Origin of the sequence: Citrobacter youngae (genome assembly GCF_003818115.1) — a bacterium.
GTDB lineage: Bacteria > Pseudomonadota > Gammaproteobacteria > Enterobacterales > Enterobacteriaceae > Citrobacter > Citrobacter youngae.
This window is the reverse complement of sequence record NZ_RPOI01000031.1, coordinates 1-15,640: the sequence shown is the minus strand read 5'-3', so window position 1 is coordinate 15,640 and position 15,640 is coordinate 1. Positions and strand designations below refer to the sequence as shown.

At 49.7% G+C, this 15,640-nt stretch carries 17 protein-coding genes; 9 read left to right on the top strand and 8 right to left on the bottom strand.

Annotated features, from left to right (window positions below):
- Window positions 1-12: 12 nt before the first annotated feature.
- The 3 genes from EHN13_RS21630 (at window position 13) to EHN13_RS21620 (ending at window position 3,729) form a co-directional block, all read left to right on the top strand.
- Window positions 13-963, top strand: coding sequence for a phosphoglycerate dehydrogenase (locus EHN13_RS21630; protein WP_048211689.1), 951 nt, complete (start codon window positions 13-15; stop codon window positions 961-963).
- Between the two features lie 65 nt (window positions 964-1,028).
- Window positions 1,029-2,348 (top strand): MFS transporter, encoded by a 1,320-nt coding sequence (locus tag EHN13_RS21625; RefSeq protein WP_048211690.1) that lies wholly within the window; start codon window positions 1,029-1,031, stop codon window positions 2,346-2,348.
- Between the two features lie 184 nt (window positions 2,349-2,532).
- The gene (locus EHN13_RS21620; protein WP_048211691.1) at window positions 2,533-3,729 is read left to right on the top strand and encodes a sugar transporter; all 1,197 of its coding nucleotides are present in this window, start codon (window positions 2,533-2,535) and stop codon (window positions 3,727-3,729) included.
- Between the two features lie 34 nt (window positions 3,730-3,763).
- Here EHN13_RS21620 and EHN13_RS21615 read toward each other — a convergent pair whose 3' ends face one another.
- Window positions 3,764-4,429 carry a MarC family NAAT transporter gene (locus EHN13_RS21615; RefSeq protein WP_048211692.1) on the bottom strand — a complete coding sequence of 222 codons (666 nt, stop codon included), beginning with the start codon at window positions 4,427-4,429 and terminating at the stop codon, window positions 3,764-3,766.
- A gap of 257 nt (window positions 4,430-4,686) precedes the next feature.
- Between EHN13_RS21615 and marR the strand changes: the two genes are divergently transcribed.
- The 3 genes from marR to marB are packed head-to-tail and all read left to right on the top strand — an operon-like array spanning window position 4,687 to window position 5,772.
- The gene (marR, locus tag EHN13_RS21610) at window positions 4,687-5,121 is read left to right on the top strand and encodes a multiple antibiotic resistance transcriptional regulator MarR (RefSeq protein WP_048211693.1); all 435 of its coding nucleotides are present in this window, start codon (window positions 4,687-4,689) and stop codon (window positions 5,119-5,121) included.
- An 18-nt stretch (window positions 5,122-5,139) separates the two neighbouring features.
- On the top strand, window positions 5,140-5,523 hold the full coding sequence (marA, locus tag EHN13_RS21605) for an MDR efflux pump AcrAB transcriptional activator MarA (protein ID WP_140168326.1): 384 nt from the start codon (window positions 5,140-5,142) through the stop codon (window positions 5,521-5,523).
- Window positions 5,524-5,553: 30 nt separating this feature from the next.
- Entirely contained in the window at window positions 5,554-5,772 is a 219-nt protein-coding gene (gene marB, locus EHN13_RS21600) for a multiple antibiotic resistance protein MarB (protein ID WP_048211695.1), read from the top strand.
- A gap of 32 nt (window positions 5,773-5,804) precedes the next feature.
- On the opposite strand, the gene eamA is transcribed toward marB, so the two are convergent.
- Window positions 5,805-6,704, bottom strand: a complete 900-nt coding sequence (gene eamA / locus EHN13_RS21595; RefSeq protein ID WP_124022068.1) for an O-acetylserine/cysteine exporter — start codon at window positions 6,702-6,704, stop codon at window positions 5,805-5,807.
- A 198-nt stretch (window positions 6,705-6,902) separates the two neighbouring features.
- Here eamA and ydeE point away from each other — a divergent pair, with 198 nt between their 5' ends.
- Window positions 6,903-8,090, top strand: coding sequence for an efflux MFS transporter YdeE (gene ydeE, locus EHN13_RS21590; protein WP_124022067.1), 1,188 nt, complete (start codon window positions 6,903-6,905; stop codon window positions 8,088-8,090).
- A gap of 40 nt (window positions 8,091-8,130) precedes the next feature.
- Here ydeE and urtE read toward each other — a convergent pair whose 3' ends face one another.
- Genes urtE through urtA form a run of 5 tightly spaced genes read right to left on the bottom strand, consistent with a single transcriptional unit; the run spans window position 8,131 to window position 13,600 of the window.
- Window positions 8,131-8,829: an urea ABC transporter ATP-binding subunit UrtE gene (gene urtE / locus EHN13_RS21585; protein WP_061067881.1), complete on the bottom strand. Its 699-nt coding sequence runs from the start codon at window positions 8,827-8,829 to the stop codon at window positions 8,131-8,133.
- A gap of 9 nt (window positions 8,830-8,838) precedes the next feature.
- Window positions 8,839-9,636: an urea ABC transporter ATP-binding protein UrtD gene (gene urtD, locus EHN13_RS21580; RefSeq protein ID WP_040231114.1), complete on the bottom strand. Its 798-nt coding sequence runs from the start codon at window positions 9,634-9,636 to the stop codon at window positions 8,839-8,841.
- The gene (gene urtC / locus EHN13_RS21575) at window positions 9,636-10,709 is read right to left on the bottom strand and encodes an urea ABC transporter permease subunit UrtC (protein WP_124022066.1); all 1,074 of its coding nucleotides are present in this window, start codon (window positions 10,707-10,709) and stop codon (window positions 9,636-9,638) included. The genes urtD and urtC overlap by 1 nt, the downstream gene beginning before the upstream one ends.
- A complete protein-coding gene (gene urtB / locus EHN13_RS21570) occupies window positions 10,709-12,283 on the bottom strand; it encodes an urea ABC transporter permease subunit UrtB (protein WP_048211700.1) in 1,575 nt (524 codons plus the stop codon). Before urtB ends, urtC begins: the two co-directional genes overlap by 1 nt.
- Window positions 12,284-12,328: 45 nt before the next feature.
- A complete protein-coding gene (gene urtA / locus EHN13_RS21565; RefSeq protein ID WP_124022065.1) occupies window positions 12,329-13,600 on the bottom strand; it encodes an urea ABC transporter substrate-binding protein in 1,272 nt (423 codons plus the stop codon).
- Window positions 13,601-14,086: 486 nt separating this feature from the next.
- On the opposite strand from urtA, the gene mgtS reads away from it, so the two are divergent.
- Window positions 14,087-14,182, top strand: coding sequence for a protein MgtS (gene mgtS / locus EHN13_RS21560; RefSeq protein ID WP_003032406.1), 96 nt, complete (start codon window positions 14,087-14,089; stop codon window positions 14,180-14,182).
- Window positions 14,182-14,226, top strand: coding sequence for a hypothetical protein (locus tag EHN13_RS24615; protein ID WP_420889184.1), 45 nt, complete (start codon window positions 14,182-14,184; stop codon window positions 14,224-14,226). Before mgtS ends, EHN13_RS24615 begins: the two co-directional genes overlap by 1 nt.
- Window positions 14,227-14,464: 238 nt before the next feature.
- Here the strand turns inward: EHN13_RS24615 and EHN13_RS21550 are convergent, their stop codons facing one another.
- On the bottom strand, window positions 14,465-15,391 hold the full coding sequence (locus tag EHN13_RS21550) for a diguanylate cyclase (protein ID WP_061067879.1): 927 nt from the start codon (window positions 15,389-15,391) through the stop codon (window positions 14,465-14,467).
- Window positions 15,392-15,640 lie beyond the last annotated feature (249 nt).

Genomic DNA, 15,640 nt, shown 5'->3' with positions numbered 1-15,640 from the left:
CAGGATTGTATTATGAAAGTCATCTGTACATCACCTTCATTTGCCAAATACGATCAGCAACCGATCAAACTGCTTAACGACGCCGGACTTGAGTTAATCATGCTACCTGCAGATGCCGGTTTAGAAGCGCTTGCACCTCATCTGGAACAGACAGTGGCAATGATCGTCGCTTTTACCGATGTTAATGCCGGACTAATAGCTGCGGCACCGAATCTGAAAATCGTCTGCAAACACGGCGTGGGCGTCGATAATATCGACCTCAATGCCACGCGTGAAAAAGGTATTTTTGTTACCAATGTGCCGGATGCCAATAAGCATGCCGTCGCAGACTTTGCGTTTTCCCTGATCCTTAACTGTGCGCGTCAACTCCCCTACGCGATTGAACAAACCCGCGCGGGAAACTGGCCACGGATCTTCGCCTCCGATGTATATGGAAAAACGATTGGCATTATTGGGTTAGGTAACATCGGTAAACAGGTTGCACTGCGAGCCCGCGGCTTTAATATGCGCGTGCTGGCTCACGACGCATGGCAGGATGCACAGTTCGCCGCAGATAATCACATTGAATACGTTTCGCTCGATGAACTAACAGAACAAAGTGATTTCATCACGTTACACACTCCGCTGACGCCTGAAACCAAAAATCTCTTTGATTTAGCGCAGATGAAAAAAATGAAGAGCACTAGTTATCTCATAAACGTTTCACGCGGTGGTGTCGTTAATGAAGAGGATCTCTTTCTGGCTCTCACGCAGGGTGTCATTAAGGGCGCTGCCGCCGATGTCTTTTTACAAGAGCCGTGCAATTCACACCCCTTATTTGCGCTCGATAATTTCATCCCTACGGCACATATTGCAGGATATACCGAGGGTGCGATCAGCAATATAGGCGAGCAATGTGTTTATAACATCATTGAACATGTCATTCATCAGCGTAAGCCTAAAAATATAATGAACGGATTATAACATTGTGGAGATAACCCTACCCTTTCCACAATAATAAAAATGAACATCTACCATGGGCCAGATATATGAATAATTTTGCAGAAAAATCCCGAATTCGTTGGTGGATTGCGGGATTAATGTGGCTTGCTATTGCAATTAACTATATTGACCGGACGGTATTATCTGCTGCTGCACCTCACCTCATTGATGAGCTAAAACTCGATCCTGAAATGATGGGGTTTATCATGGCGGCGTTCTTCTGGTCATATTCTTTACTGCAAATACCGGCAGGTTGGTTTGCAGACCGTTTTGGTCAGAAAAAAGGTCTGGGTTTTGCCGTCGCGTGGTGGTCAATCGCCACCTCAATGATGGGTTTAGCCACTGGATTTAAATCTCTACTCGCATTGAGACTCGCTCTGGGCGTCGGTGAAGCCGCCGCCTATCCAAGCAATGCAGGGATCGCTGCGCGCTGGTTCCCGGATCGGGAGCGGGCCACCGTCTCAGGATTGTTTGACAGTGCCTCTAAATTTGGTGGTGCCGTCGCGATGCCGCTTATTGTCTGGATGATCTACCAGTTTGACTGGCGGATGACATTTCTGATTATTGGTGGTGTAGGCATTTTTTGGGTCATTGCCTGGTATTTTATTTATACAGAAAACCCGGAGGACCACAAAAGGATCAGTACAAGCGAAATTAAACATATTCGCGAAGGGCAAAAGCAAAAACACGGCGACAAATCCGTATTACCGATGCGTTGGTATAAACTGTTGCGCTACCGTAACATTTGGGCAATGTGTATCGGTTTCTTTACCATCAACTATACATCCTATTTCTTTATTACCTGGCTACCCACTTATCTGGTAAAAGACAAAGGAATGGATTTTATCAAAATGGGGATGGTTGCCGCCCTGCCATTATTATGTGGGATGGTGATCGAAGTCTTTGCCGGCTGGGCCTCTGACCGTATGGTACATAAGCGGATCCTGTCGCTGACTGCTACAAGAAAATTATTCCTGACAATCGGTCTGTTAATGGCTTTATGTATTGGTTTTGCTCCTTTTACTGATTCCGTGTTTATGACCGTGTTTTTACTGTGTGTGGCGAAATCAGGCACCACGGTTGCCGCCTCGCAGGTCTGGGCACTACCGGGTGACGTTGCGCCTAAAAACAGCGTATCGATTGTTGCAGGGTTACAGAATACTGTCTCCAATATGGGAGGCGCGGTAGGACCAATTATTACCGGAGCCATTGTTGCAGCCACTGGCTCCTTTACCTGGGCGCTGGTGTTCTCTGCCGCACTGGTGGTTCTGGGAATTTTGAACTATCTGTTTTTGATGGGTAAAGTTGAGCCAATCATCGACAGTGAGCATGAAGCGTTGTGCATGAAAGAAGCGCAGCTGCACTAAACTCGCTCAGGTAACGGTATTCTCCGGTCAGTCAGTAGTACTGACCGGCTTTATTTTCTCTCGTAATGCACCGCATTATCATCCGCAAAACAGCGTGATCTTAATCACGAAATGATTGTATTTTCACCAGTAAACGTTTTAAGATCGCCACCTCTCCTTTTTGCAGCTAACCCGATTTATACATATGACAACAAACACTGTTTCCCGCAAGGTCGCGTGGCTACGGGTAGTTACGCTTGCTATTGCCGGTTTTATTTTCAATACCACTGAGTTTGTCCCGGTCGGGTTGCTGTCCGACATTGCGCAAAGTTTTAATATGCAGACCGCGCAGGTTGGGATCATGTTGACGATCTACGCCTGGGTGGTGGCCCTGATGTCGCTGCCCTTCATGCTGCTCACCAGCCAGGTAGAACGCCGCAAGCTGCTGATCTGCCTGTTTGTCGTATTTATCGCCAGCCACGTACTCTCTTTCCTGGCATGGAATTTTACCGTGCTGGTGATTAGCCGTATTGGTATTGCTTTCGCACACGCCATTTTCTGGTCGATCACTGCATCGCTGGCGATACGCCTTGCTCCGGCCGGGAAACGCGCGCAGGCACTCAGCCTGATTGCGACCGGCACCGCGCTGGCGATGGTATTAGGCCTGCCTATCGGACGCATCGTCGGCCAGTATTTTGGCTGGCGCACTACCTTCTTCGCCATCGGTATGGGCGCGCTAATTACCCTGCTTTGCCTGATTAAGCTTCTGCCCAAATTACCCAGTGAGCATTCCGGTTCATTAAAAAGCCTGCCGGTGTTATTCCGCCGTCCGGCGTTAATGAGCCTGTATCTGCTGACGGTGATTGTGGTCACCGCGCATTATACGGCTTATAGCTATATCGAACCCTTTGTGCAGACCGTCGCCGGGCTGAGCGCTAACTTTGCCACTGTGCTGCTTCTGGTTCTCGGTGGCGCGGGTATTATTGGCAGCGTAATTTTTGGCAAGCTTGGTAATCAGTATGCCTCGGTGTTGATAAGCGCGGCTATTGCCCTGTTGACCCTGTGCCTGGTGCTGCTATTGCCTGCTGCTGATAGCGAAATGCACCTGGCTGTCCTGAGTATTTTCTGGGGTATTGCCATTATGGTGATCGGCCTGGGAATGCAGGTGAAAGTACTGGCACTGGCTCCGGATGCCACTGACGTCGCAATGGCGCTGTTCTCCGGTATTTTTAATATTGGTATTGGCGCGGGAGCGCTGGTGGGAAATCAGGTAAGTCTGCACTGGTCGATGTCGACGATTGGTTACGTCGGTGCACTTCCTGCCGTTGCCGCGCTGATCTGGTCAGTGATTATCTTCCGCAAATGGCCGGTAACGCTGGAAGAGCAACCACAGCAGCAATAAGAAAAAGGCCCGGTAGATATACCGGGCCCGTTGTTTAATGGTAGGTTTGGATGATTTCCAGCACGCCGTTAATAATAAACTGCACACCCATACACACCAGCAGGAAGCCCATCAGACGGGAAATAGCTTCGATCCCGCCTTTCCCCACCAGCCGCATAATTCCGCCAGAACTGCGCAGACATCCCCACAAGATAATCCCGACGACGGCAAAAATAATGGGCGGCGCAACCATGATCACCCAGTCCGGGAATTCGGAACCGTGCCGCACGGTAGAGGCCGAACTGATGATCATTGCAATCGTCCCCGGGCCGGCAGTACTCGGCATGGCCAGCGGAACAAAGGCAATATTGGCCGTCGGTTCGTCCTCCAGTTCTTCGGATTTGCTTCTCGCTTCCGGAGAATCATGCGCTTTCTGCTGAGGGAACAGCATACGAAAGCCGATAAACGCAACGATTAACCCGCCCGCAATACGCAACCCGGGAATCGAAATCCCAAACGTATTCATTACCACCTGCCCGGCGTAGTACGCGACCATCATAATGGCAAATACATAGACAGACGCCATTAATGACTGACGGTTACGCTCTGCGCTGTTCATGTTGCCAGCAAGGCCGAGAAACAGCGCCACGGTGGTTAACGGGTTTGCCAGCGGTAACAGGACTACCAGCCCCAGTCCTATTGCTTTAAACAAGTCCATCATAATGTCATCTTTCCTGTGCGTTTTTCGTCAACGGCAAGTATAAGGGCAAACTCCAGGGTTAAGCCATGTTGTCGATGTAAGGATTCATTAGTTCTCTTTACGCATAAACCCTACGGATCAGAACGTTAAAAACGCGCTATGCGTAGCGCGTTCCTGATGTTTTAGCAAAACGTGGCATGCGGCCACTCATTCATTTGACTTATATTTGCCTAAGCAATAATATCAGCCGTGACTAACTACTTGCCAGGGCAACCATTGTGAAAAGCACCAGTGATCTGTTCAATGAAATCATCCCACTGGGTCGTTTGATCTACATGGTTAATCAGAAAAAAGATCGTTTATTAAACGACTATTTGTCACCGCTGGATATCACGGCATCGCAGTTTAAGGTGCTCTGCTCCATCCGTTGTGCGGTGTGCATTACCCCTGTCGAATTGAAAAAAGTGCTGTCTGTCGATCTTGGCGCCCTGACGCGGATGCTGGACAGACTGGCCTGTAAAGGCTGGATAGAAAGGCTTCCGAATCCACATGACAAGCGCGGTGTACTGGTGAAACTCACCGAGCACGGCGCAGCAATTTGCGAGCAGTGTCATCAATTAGTAGGGCAAGACCTGCACCAGGAACTAACAAAAAACTTAACGGCGGAAGAAGTAGCAACACTTGAGCATTTGCTTAAGAGGATCCTGCCGTAAACAGAAAGAGGTATGACGATGTCCAGACGCAATACTGACACAATCACTATTCATAGCATTTTGGACTGGATCGAAAATAACCTTGAATCGCCACTCTCGCTGGAAAAAGTGTCTGAGCGTTCAGGTTACTCCAAATGGCACCTGCAGCGGATGTTCAAAAAAGAAACCGGTCATTCATTAGGTCAATACATCCGTAGCCGCAAAATGACTGAAATAGCGCAAAAATTGAAAGAGAGTAACGAACCGATCCTCTATCTTGCAGAGCGTTACGGTTTTGAGTCTCAGCAAACGCTGACCCGGACCTTCAAGAACTATTTTGATGTACCGCCGCATAAATATCGGGTGACGAATATGCATGGCGAATCCCGGTATTTGCTCCCGCTCAATCAATGCAATTGCTAATCGCCAGTTAACGACGTAACCGAGGAAATCATGAAACTTCTGTCTTATGCGATGCTGGCCCTGCTGCTTGTTGCGTCGGGCCAGAGCATGGCGGAACAGACCCCGCAACCGACAACGCAAAATAATCGCGACGCGATGATTATGCCCCCTGCGCACGATCAGTCCCCGTTCGATTTTAATCATATGGGTGCCGGCAGCGATAAATCCGATGAGTTAGGCGTGCCTTATTACAATATGCACAGCCTGTAATTATTTAGCCCCGTCACTGCGGGGCTTTTTTTTTAACCCTTCACCTGCACAATCTTGCGCAAGCGAAAACCGAACACGTTGATATACAACCCCGCCATGATCAACAACGCACCAAGCAGTTGCAGCCCGGTTAACGTTTCATCCAGCAGCACTGCGGCACTGGCCAACCCTACCACGGGTACCAGCAACGACAATGGCGCAACACGCCAGGTTTCATAGCGCCCCAGCAGAGAACCCCAAATGCCATAGCCCACAATGGTCGCCACAAAGGCCAGATACACCAGGGACAGGATGGTGGTCATATCGATCGCCACAAGGCTCTGCACGATTTGCGCTGGGCCATCAAGCAATGCCGATGCCAGAAAAAACGGTACGACAGGAATTAATGCGCTCCACACCACCAGCGACATGACCGCTGGACGCGAAGTATGCTGCATAATTTTCTTGTTAAAGATATTACCGCAGGCCCAGCTCAGTGCCGCCGCCAGCGTCAGCATAAAGCCAAGCATACCAACATGTTGTCCATTGAGACTCGCCTCAATCAATACCAGCACACCGAACACCGCCAGCGCGATACCGACCAGTTGCTTCCCCTGCAAACGCTCGCCAAAGGCGAACGCGCCCAGCACGATAGTGAAAAACGCTTGCGCCTGTAAAACCAGCGATGCCAGACCGGCAGGCATCCCAAACTTGATGGCGCTAAACAGAAAAGCGAACTGACCGAAGCTGATGGTCAGGCCATAGCCAAGTAACAGCGAGAGCGGGATCTTCGGGCGGGCAACAAAAAAGATTGCGGGAAACACCACCAGTAAAAAGCGCAAGCCTGCCAGCATCAACGGCGGCATATTGTGTAGTCCCACCTTAATGACAACAAAGTTCAGCCCCCAAACTACGACAACCAGTAACGCCAGCAACCCATCTTTACGCGACATACCACCGCCCCTGCAAATATTAAATTTTTGTAAACAAGTTAAGGTAACGGAAATCGTTGTACCGTAACAGATCATTAATTCAGGTAGGCCACACAGGGCATTTTCAGACAACTTATTGAGTGTACATCACACTTTTAGCATGCTATTTGTTTCTGATATCTAAAAAAAACATAACAACATGCATTGTCGGGCAGAAAAATGAATATCTCACTGAGAAGGTCCACTCTCGCGTTACTCGCGTCATCTTTGTTATTAACCATTGGACGCGGAGCCACGCTACCATTCATGACGATTTACCTCAGTCGTCAGTATGGCCTGGGTGTCGATCTGATCGGTTATGCAATGACAGTAGCACTGACTATTGGCGTCGTTTTCAGTCTTGGATTCGGCATCCTGGCCGATAAATTTGAAAAAAAACGCTTTATGCTACTGGCGATCGCGGGCTTTGCTTGCGGCTTTATAGCGATTCCTCTGGTGCATAACGTGGTGGTGGTGGTTCTGCTCTTCGCGCTGATCAACTGTGCCTACTCCGTGTTTGCCACCGTGCTGAAAGCCTGGTTTGCCGATAACCTCTCAGCCACCACTAAAACAAAGATTTTCTCACTTAACTACACCGTGCTGAACATCGGCTGGACCGTTGGCCCGCCGTTAGGCACGCTACTGGTCATGCAAAGCATTAACCTGCCGTTCTGGTTGGCGGCCATATGTTCAGCCTTCCCGCTGGTGTTTATCCAGACATGGGTAAAACGCTCCGCAATCCCCTCTGAAGGTTTGAACGCGACAGTATGGTCACCCTCAGTTTTGCTGCGCGATAAAGCATTATGCTGGTTTACGTTGTCTGCGTTTCTGGCCTCGTTTGTCGGTGGTGCATTTGCATCCTGTATTTCTCAGTACGTGATGGTGGTTGCCGATGGTGATTTTGCTGAGAAAGTGGTGGCGGTCGTCCTGCCCGTCAACGCAGCAATTGTGGTATCGCTGCAATATGCTGTCGGACGCAGACTGACGTCTGCAAACATCCGCCCGCTGATGGCTGCGGGTACACTTTTTTTTGTTATCGGTCTGGTCGGTTTTACCTTCTCTGGCAACAGCCTGCTGTTCTGGGGGATTTCAGCCGCCTTTTTCACCATTGGCGAGATCATCTACGCGCCGGGTGAATACATGCTGATCGACAACATCGCACCGGCAGGTATGAAAGCCAGTTACTTTTCCGCCCAGTCACTGGGCTGGCTTGGCGCGGCGGTAAACCCATTAGTCAGCGGGGTCATCCTGACCACACTGCCCCCATGGTCGCTGTTTGTCGCACTAATGGTGGCGATTGTCCTGGCCTGGGCGTTAATGATAAAAGGCATACGCGCCAAACCCTGGAGCCAGCCGGCAGTCTGCTGAAAATTACTGCGACAGTGCCAAAACGGCACTGTCGCCTGATTTAGATGGCAACCAACCCACGCACACCTTCTGCTGCCATATTTTCACCTGATCCACGTTGAATAATGCTGCCTCGCGACATTAACAGGTATTTGTCTGCAAGCTGTTCGGCAAAGTCATAAAACTGCTCCACCAGCAATATAGCCATATCACCACGATGGGCCAGTTGGCTAATAACCAGGCCAATCTCCTTAATCACCGAAGGCTGGATCCCCTCTGTTGGTTCATCGAGGATCAACAACTGCGGGCGACTGGCCAGCGCCCGGCCAATAGCTAACTGTTGCTGTTGCCCGCCCGACAAATCACCGCCCCGCCGGTATTTCATCTCCTGTAATACCGGAAACAACGCATAAATTTCATCCGGTACACGTTTTGCCTCTTGCGCTGAAAACCGGGAGAGTCCCAGCAACAGATTCTCTTCAACCGTCAGGCGAGGAAAAATATCGCGTCCCTGCGGCACATACGCTACCCCCGCCAGCACCCGCTGATGTGGCTTACGGAGAGTAATGTTTTTACCCTGCCAGATAACACTGCCGCTGCGGGTTGGAATCAGACCCATCAGGCACTTCAGCAGTGTCGTTTTGCCAACCCCATTACGCCCCAGCAGACATGTTACTTCACCTATACGCGCCTCAAAACTCACGCCACGCAGGATATGGCTGCCGCCATAGTATTGATTTAGTTCATTTACCTGTAGCATCAGCACTCCTTAGCGTCCGAGATACACTTCAATCACCTGCTCATTGGCCTGAACATCGCGCAGGCTCCCCTCGGCCAGTACCCGCCCCTGGTGCAATACCGTGACGTGATCAGCAATGCTCTCAACAAACCCCATATCGTGCTCAACCACCATCAGAGAATGTTTTCCGGCAAGCTGGCGAAACAGTTCAGCGGTGTATTCCGTCTCAGCATCCGTCATCCCGGCAGCTGGCTCATCCAGTAGCAACAAATGCGGCTCCTGCACCAGCAACATACCAATCTCCAGAAATTGTTTCTGCCCATGGGAAAGGCGTCCGGCACGACGGGCGCGTTCGTTACTCAGTCGCAACAGCGTCAACATGTCATCGATGCGATCCCGCTGTTCTCCCGATAAACACGCCCGTAATGACCCCCAAACGGATTTATCATTTTTCATCGCCAACTCGAGGTTCTCTTCCACCGTCAACGCTTCAAAAACGGTCGGTTTCTGAAATTTGCGACCAATGCCCTGGCGAGCAATGGCGATGGCGTCGAGTGATGTTAAATCAATGGATTGATCGTAAATCGCCCGCCCACTTTGCGGCTTCGTTTTACCGGTGATGACATCCATCAACGTGGTTTTTCCCGCGCCATTGGGTCCAATAACGCAGCGTAACTCGCCAACCCCAATATTGAGCGTCAAATCCGTTAGCGCCTGGAAACCATCAAAGTTAACGTTTATTTTTTCCAGTTGGAGCACCGGATCTGTTTGATTGCGAAAACGATCGCCCGGCATCTGGCGGGTAAAAAGCCCTTCATCTGGCTGCATTATTTGTCTCCCTTGCGAAACAGACCAATTACGCCTCGAGGCAAAAACAGCGTAACGCCAATAAAAATCAGGCCGAGAAACAGTTGCCAGTATTCAGGCATGATGACGGTAAACCAACTTTTAGCGCCGTTCACGAGCACCGCGCCAAACACCGGGCCAATCAACGTACCGCGCCCACCCAGTGCGACCCAAATCGCGGCTTCAATTGAGTTGGTGGGTGACATTTCACTGGGGTTAATGATCCCCACCTGCGGAACATACAGCGCCCCCGCCAGCCCGCACAGGACGGCAGAGAGTGTCCATACCAGTAGTTTGAAACCCTTTGGGTCATACCCGCAGAACATCAACCGATTTTCAGCGTCGCGAACGGCTGTCAAAATACGGCCAAATTTACTGCGAGCCAGCGCCCATCCGAGCCACAGCGCCAGAATCAGCAGCACAACGGTCGCCAGGAACAACGCGATACGTGTCGTGGTCGCCGTCACCGAAAATCCCAGAATGGTGGTAAAACCGGTAAATCCGTTATTGCCGCCAAACCCGGTTTCGTTACGGAAGAACAACAGCATGCCGGCAAAGGTCAGCGCCTGCGTCATGATGGAGAAATAGACCCCTTTGATTTTTGAACGGAAGGCAAACCAGCCAAACACCAACGCCAGCAAGCCAGGCACCATAACAACCAATATCATCGCCCAAAGAAAATGCTGCGTTCCCCACCAGAACCACGGAAGTTCAGTCCACGACAGGAACGACATAAAAGCTGGCACCCCTTCACCAGATGCCTGGCGCATCAGGTACATCCCCATCGCATAACCGCCCAGCGCAAAGAAAATACCGTGGCCCAGCGACAGCATTCCGGCATATCCCCACACCAGATCCAGGGCAACTGCCACAATGGCATAACAGAGAATTTTCCCAACCAGTGTCAGTGTCCAGACAGATATCGCCAGCGGATGATCCGTAGGCAGCAGCGCGAGAAATGGCAGAATAATCAGTGCCAGCAGTAAAGCCAGCCCCAGCACACAGGTAATACGCGGCGCTTTGCGCGCCAGCGTTAATGTCATTGGCATCGTCATCAGTCAATGACCCTCCCTTTTAGCGCAAACAGCCCCTGCGGACGTTTTTGAATAAACAGAATAATCAGCACCAGAATCATAATTTTGCCGAGGACGGCCCCAACCTGCGGTTCGAGAATCTTGTTGAAAATCCCCAAACCAAACGCCGCCGCGACGCTCCCGGCAAGCTGTCCAACGCCTCCCAGCACCACCACCAAAAATGAATCAATGATGTAGCTTTGCCCCAGTTCTGGCCCAACGTTGCCCAACTGCGATAGCGCCACGCCCCCAAGTCCGGCAATGCCGGAGCCGAGACCAAATGCCAACATATCCACGCGCCCCGTGGGAACGCCGCAGCAATCTGCCATGCTGCGGTTTTGTGTCACTGCACGCACGCGCATACCCAGACGGGTTTTATTCAGCAACAACCAGGTGAAGGACAGCACCAGAATGGCAAATCCCAGCACCACAATCCGGTTCCACGGCAAAATCAGATTGGCATAGACCTGAATACCGCCCGACAGCCATGCCGGGTTAGCTACCTCAAGGTTTTGCGCACCAAAGGTCATGCGCACCAACTGGATCAGCATCAGGCTAATCCCCCAGGTTGCCAGTAGCGTTTCAAGTGGGCGTCCGTACAAATGGCGGATCACTGTGCGTTCCAGCAGCATTCCCATAGCGGCGGTCAGCAGGAAGGCAACCGGCAGCGCAATCAGCGGATAAAAGGCTAACCACTGCGGGAAAAACTGGCTCATCAGCTGTTGCACTATCCAGGTACAATAAGCACCAAGCATCAGCATTTCACCGTGCGCCATATTAATGACGCCGAGTAACCCGTAGGTGATGGCCAGCCCCAGCGCCGCCAACAATAAAATAGACCCGAGCGATAATCCCATAAACGCCTGGCCAAGCAACTCTCCAACCTTCATTCGATGTTCAATGGTATTCAGGCTTTCGCTGGCGGCAGCGCGTACACGCGCATCGGGTTCATGTTCCAGTTGGGTGAAAGGCTGTAATCGCGCTTGTGTTTCAGGATCATTGGATGCGCCCAGCAATTCGATGGCCCGGCGCCTGACATCGGGCGAACTACTGTTCAGTTGCAGGTTTGCCAGAGCAGCCGCCAGGGTGGATTTCACGCCAGCATCCGTCTCCTGCAGCAGCCTTTGCTGCAAAAATGGCAGCATCACTGGCAGTGCTTCACGTTGTAATGTTCGGGCAGCAGCCATTCTAAAAGTGACATTGTCACTTAATAACTGATGAACAGACAATGTGCCAGCCACCAGGTTACGCAGGCGGTTAGTCAGGCGGATTTTTTTTAATTCACCACTGGGTGTGCTGGCCGCCCCCAGAGATTGCACACGCGAACCGTTCATCGTGAATGCATTTTTAACGTCATCGGTCAGCAGGTTTTCGCCACTCAGGGCATTAAGCAAAGGTAAACGCTGAACATCGGGGTTAATCGCCCATTGTTCCAGTAATGTCGCCTGCTGTGTCCGACTGGCCGCGGCGAAGGTATCGGCATCTGTTGCCTGCGCTATCCACGGCAAAAGCCACGTCAGCAACAACACGCCACGAATAAAGCGCATGGCTTTCATGATAGCGTTCTCCAAAATTGGGCCCTCCCACAGGAGGGCGTAAGATCAGTTGCTGGCGGTTTTGACGGGCTGCTCAGATTTTTTATCATTCCCGGCGATATACGGACTCCACGGTTGGGCACGGACCGGGGCATCCGTTTGCCATACCACGTTAAACTGACCGTTACTTTCAATTTCGCCAATCATGACGGGTTTATGCAGGTGATGGTTCGTTGCATCCATTGTCAGCGTAAAGCCAGAAGGTGCAGAGAATGATTGCCCCGCCATGGCCGCACGGACTTTATCGACATCCGTCGTTCCGGCTTTTTCAACCGCCTGCGCCCACATGTGCAGGCCAACATACGTGGCTTCCATCGGATCGTTCGTGACCACAGAATCAGCATTCGGCAGTTTGTGCGCTTTCGCATAGGCGCGGTAATCAGCGATAAATTGCTTATTGGTGGCATTATCAACGGATTCAAAATAGTTCCAGGCCGCAAGATTGCCTACCAGGGGTTTGGTATCAATACCGCGCAACTCCTCTTCTCCAACAGAGAACGCAACAACCGGAACATCGGTCGCTTTCAGACCCTGGTTTGCCAGCTCTTTATAGAACGGAACGTTAGAGTCGCCATTAATGGTTGATACCACCGCCGTTTTTCCCCCGGCGGAGAATTTTTTGATGCTGGCGACGATGGTCTGGTAATCGCTGTGACCAAACGGGGTATAAACCTCTTCAATGTCTTTATCCGCAATGCCTTTTGAATGCAGCCAGGCACGGAGAATTTTGTTAGTTGTTCGCGGATAGACGTAATCGGTGCCCAGCAGGAAGAAACGTTTTGCACTGCCACCGTCTTCACTCATCAGATACTCAACCGCCGGAATGGCCTGCTGATTGGGCGCAGCGCCGGTATAGAAAACGTTAGGTGACATCTCTTCACCTTCATATTGCACGGGATAAAACAACAGGCCGTTTAACTCTTCAAATACCGGCAGTACAGATTTGCGCGAAACCGATGTCCAGCAACCAAAAACCACCGCCACTTTGTCCTGGCTTAGCAACTGACGGGCTTTTTCGGCAAACAGCGGCCAGTTTGACGCCGGATCAACCACTACCGGCTCCAGTTTTTTTCCCAGTACACCGCCTTTGGCGTTGATCTCATCAATGGTCATCAACGCCACATCCTTCAGCGGTGTTTCAGAAATAGCCATTGTCCCGGACAACGAATGCATGATGCCAACTTTAATGGTGTCGGCAGCCTGAACGCTAAAACTCATCCCCATAACCACAACAGAGGCCGAAAGAGCAAAGGCTTTTAATAATGTACGACGCTGCATAGTTTCACTCCTGAAAGTAGACTTGCTGAAAGCTCCGGTGCAGCCGGAAAGGCAAAACGGTGCAAATTAAGGGTGTTCAGAAGGAATAAGGCAAAAACAGTGCCAGATATGAAAAAGGCATATAATTCAATAAATTATAAATACCATCAATGAAATGCAGATAAAAAGAATGCGTCGCCATGACGGCAAGAGAGAAGAATTGAACCACCATGACACAGTGTTGCATTATAAACGTGCAACATCTTGTGTCCGGACAACCCGGTAGCTGCAGCGGATTACAAGATAAAATTATGATTATTTGCAGATGGGTGCTCCTGTTTCGTCACGATTATTTATTTTCTTCGACGAGAAAAAGCCAAAACCTTACATTTCAGACGAAATATTCACACAGTTCACTCTTTGTTTAAGTTCGAATTGCTACTATAGTCATTAACGAGGTGAAATTAAGGTAAGAGAGGAAACTCAATAGATAAAGGAGCATTTACTATGCTGGGTAATATGAATATTTTTATGGCTGTTCTGGGAATTATTTTATTTTCCGGTTTCCTGGCCGCGTATTTTAGCCACAGATGGGATGATTGATGAACGGAGATAATCCTGCACCGAACCGGCCCCTTGTCGCATAACTGCACAAGGGGCCATTTTTTACCTGCTTCCCTTCCCTGAATCATTTCTCAGAATTACAGATAAAAAAAACCGCCGGAAAAACCAGCGGTAAATGCTTGCATGGATAGATTTGTGTTTTGCTTTATACGTTATCTGGCAATTCCCTGCGAAGATAACGAATAGTCGGCTAACATATCATCGACAACCGCAATGGAAGTTAAACGAAACGTAACTACAGCCGGTCTACACTGATAAAATTCACGCTCTGACGCGCGGTGTCAGTTGATCATTAGTGCCAACTAGCGTGATTTTCTCTTTTTCATCCATAAACATGCAGCGATTCCTGCCGGTCTGTTTCCCTTCATACATGGCTCTGTCAGCACGTCCAAGACCGTTGTCCAGTGTTTCACCCTGTTGAACTCTGGTAATGCCAGCCGTTACCGTTATGCCGATTTCGCCTTCTGGATAAGGGATTTTTTTCTGGCCAATCAGATGACAAAGACGCAACCCTGCCTGGCATGCCTGCTCGTCCGTTTTGGTTCGGATGATGACAATAAACTCCTCACCACCATAGCGATAAGCAACCTCATCGTATCGAGTCCATGCTAATAAATTTGACGCCAGACTGCGCAACACCATGTCACCAACCAGATGTCCGTAGGTATCATTAACATGTTTAAAACGGTCGATATCCAGCAACAATATGTACAGGTTAAGCGGCTCAGCATCGAGTAACTGCTGGTCAAACGACTCATCAAGCATTCTTCTGCCAGGCAAACCTGTTAACACATCAATATTACTGCGGATAGTCAGTAAATATATTTTGTAGTCCATGACCGCAGACGTAAATCCCAGTAACGCATCCTGGAAACTGTCGAAATGCCATGAATGGCTACGCTCTTCCACGATTGCCAATAGCAATTCCTTGCCTAACAAATGCATTTTCTCATGTGTCGCGTGAATATTGCTGACATAACTGCATTCATCATCATCGTGCTGTGGATGGTCTTTGAGCCACTGCCCAAATTGACAAACAGCGTGAGAGTCATCGCCCGAAATATCAGGCTGAGTAACGTCTGATGACACCACACAGCGGAACATTTTCACTAGCCACTTATAATGAGCATCAATTGATTTGTTAAGTTCGATTAAAATTACATCTATTTCCTGCGTTCTTCTGATCATCACGGTTTCCTTTCCTGTATGAACATTTAGACATGGGCATTTTAGCGCCCAAAAGGAAAACTTATGTAAATTTTTTAATAGTAATTAATATTAAGGAAAGAAAACAAAGATTACTTCGCATGATAATAAATTAACTTGAAATTAAAATAATCATGGTAATCAATGCGATAGATTTTATTCTATTTCCCTTGTTTTATATTTAATGGAACCGAACACCCATGAGTTAAGTCGCAAAAATGACGATAATAT

Bases quoted from the DNA above. Each gene is read 5' to 3' on its own strand.
- EHN13_RS21630 (WP_048211689.1), top strand. From the start codon at position 13: ATGAAAGTCATCTGTACATCACCTTCATTTGCCAAATACGATCAGCAA.
- EHN13_RS21625 (WP_048211690.1), top strand. From the start codon at position 1,029: ATGAATAATTTTGCAGAAAAATCCCGAATTCGTTGGTGGATTGCGGGA.
- EHN13_RS21620 (WP_048211691.1), top strand. From the start codon at position 2,533: ATGACAACAAACACTGTTTCCCGCAAGGTCGCGTGGCTACGGGTAGTT.
- EHN13_RS21615 (WP_048211692.1), bottom strand. From the start codon at position 4,429: ATGATGGACTTGTTTAAAGCAATAGGACTGGGGCTGGTAGTCCTGTTA.
- marA (WP_140168326.1), top strand. From the start codon at position 5,140: ATGTCCAGACGCAATACTGACACAATCACTATTCATAGCATTTTGGAC.
- marB (WP_048211695.1), top strand. From the start codon at position 5,554: ATGAAACTTCTGTCTTATGCGATGCTGGCCCTGCTGCTTGTTGCGTCG.
- eamA (WP_124022068.1), bottom strand. From the start codon at position 6,704: ATGTCGCGTAAAGATGGGTTGCTGGCGTTACTGGTTGTCGTAGTTTGG.
- ydeE (WP_124022067.1), top strand. From the start codon at position 6,903: ATGAATATCTCACTGAGAAGGTCCACTCTCGCGTTACTCGCGTCATCT.
- urtE (WP_061067881.1), bottom strand. From the start codon at position 8,829: ATGCTACAGGTAAATGAACTAAATCAATACTATGGCGGCAGCCATATC.
- urtD (WP_040231114.1), bottom strand. From the start codon at position 9,636: ATGCAGCCAGATGAAGGGCTTTTTACCCGCCAGATGCCGGGCGATCGT.
- urtC (WP_124022066.1), bottom strand. From the start codon at position 10,709: ATGACGATGCCAATGACATTAACGCTGGCGCGCAAAGCGCCGCGTATT.
- urtB (WP_048211700.1), bottom strand. From the start codon at position 12,283: ATGAAAGCCATGCGCTTTATTCGTGGCGTGTTGTTGCTGACGTGGCTT.
- urtA (WP_124022065.1), bottom strand. From the start codon at position 13,600: ATGCAGCGTCGTACATTATTAAAAGCCTTTGCTCTTTCGGCCTCTGTT.
- mgtS (WP_003032406.1), top strand. From the start codon at position 14,087: ATGCTGGGTAATATGAATATTTTTATGGCTGTTCTGGGAATTATTTTA.
- EHN13_RS21550 (WP_061067879.1), bottom strand. From the start codon at position 15,391: ATGATCAGAAGAACGCAGGAAATAGATGTAATTTTAATCGAACTTAAC.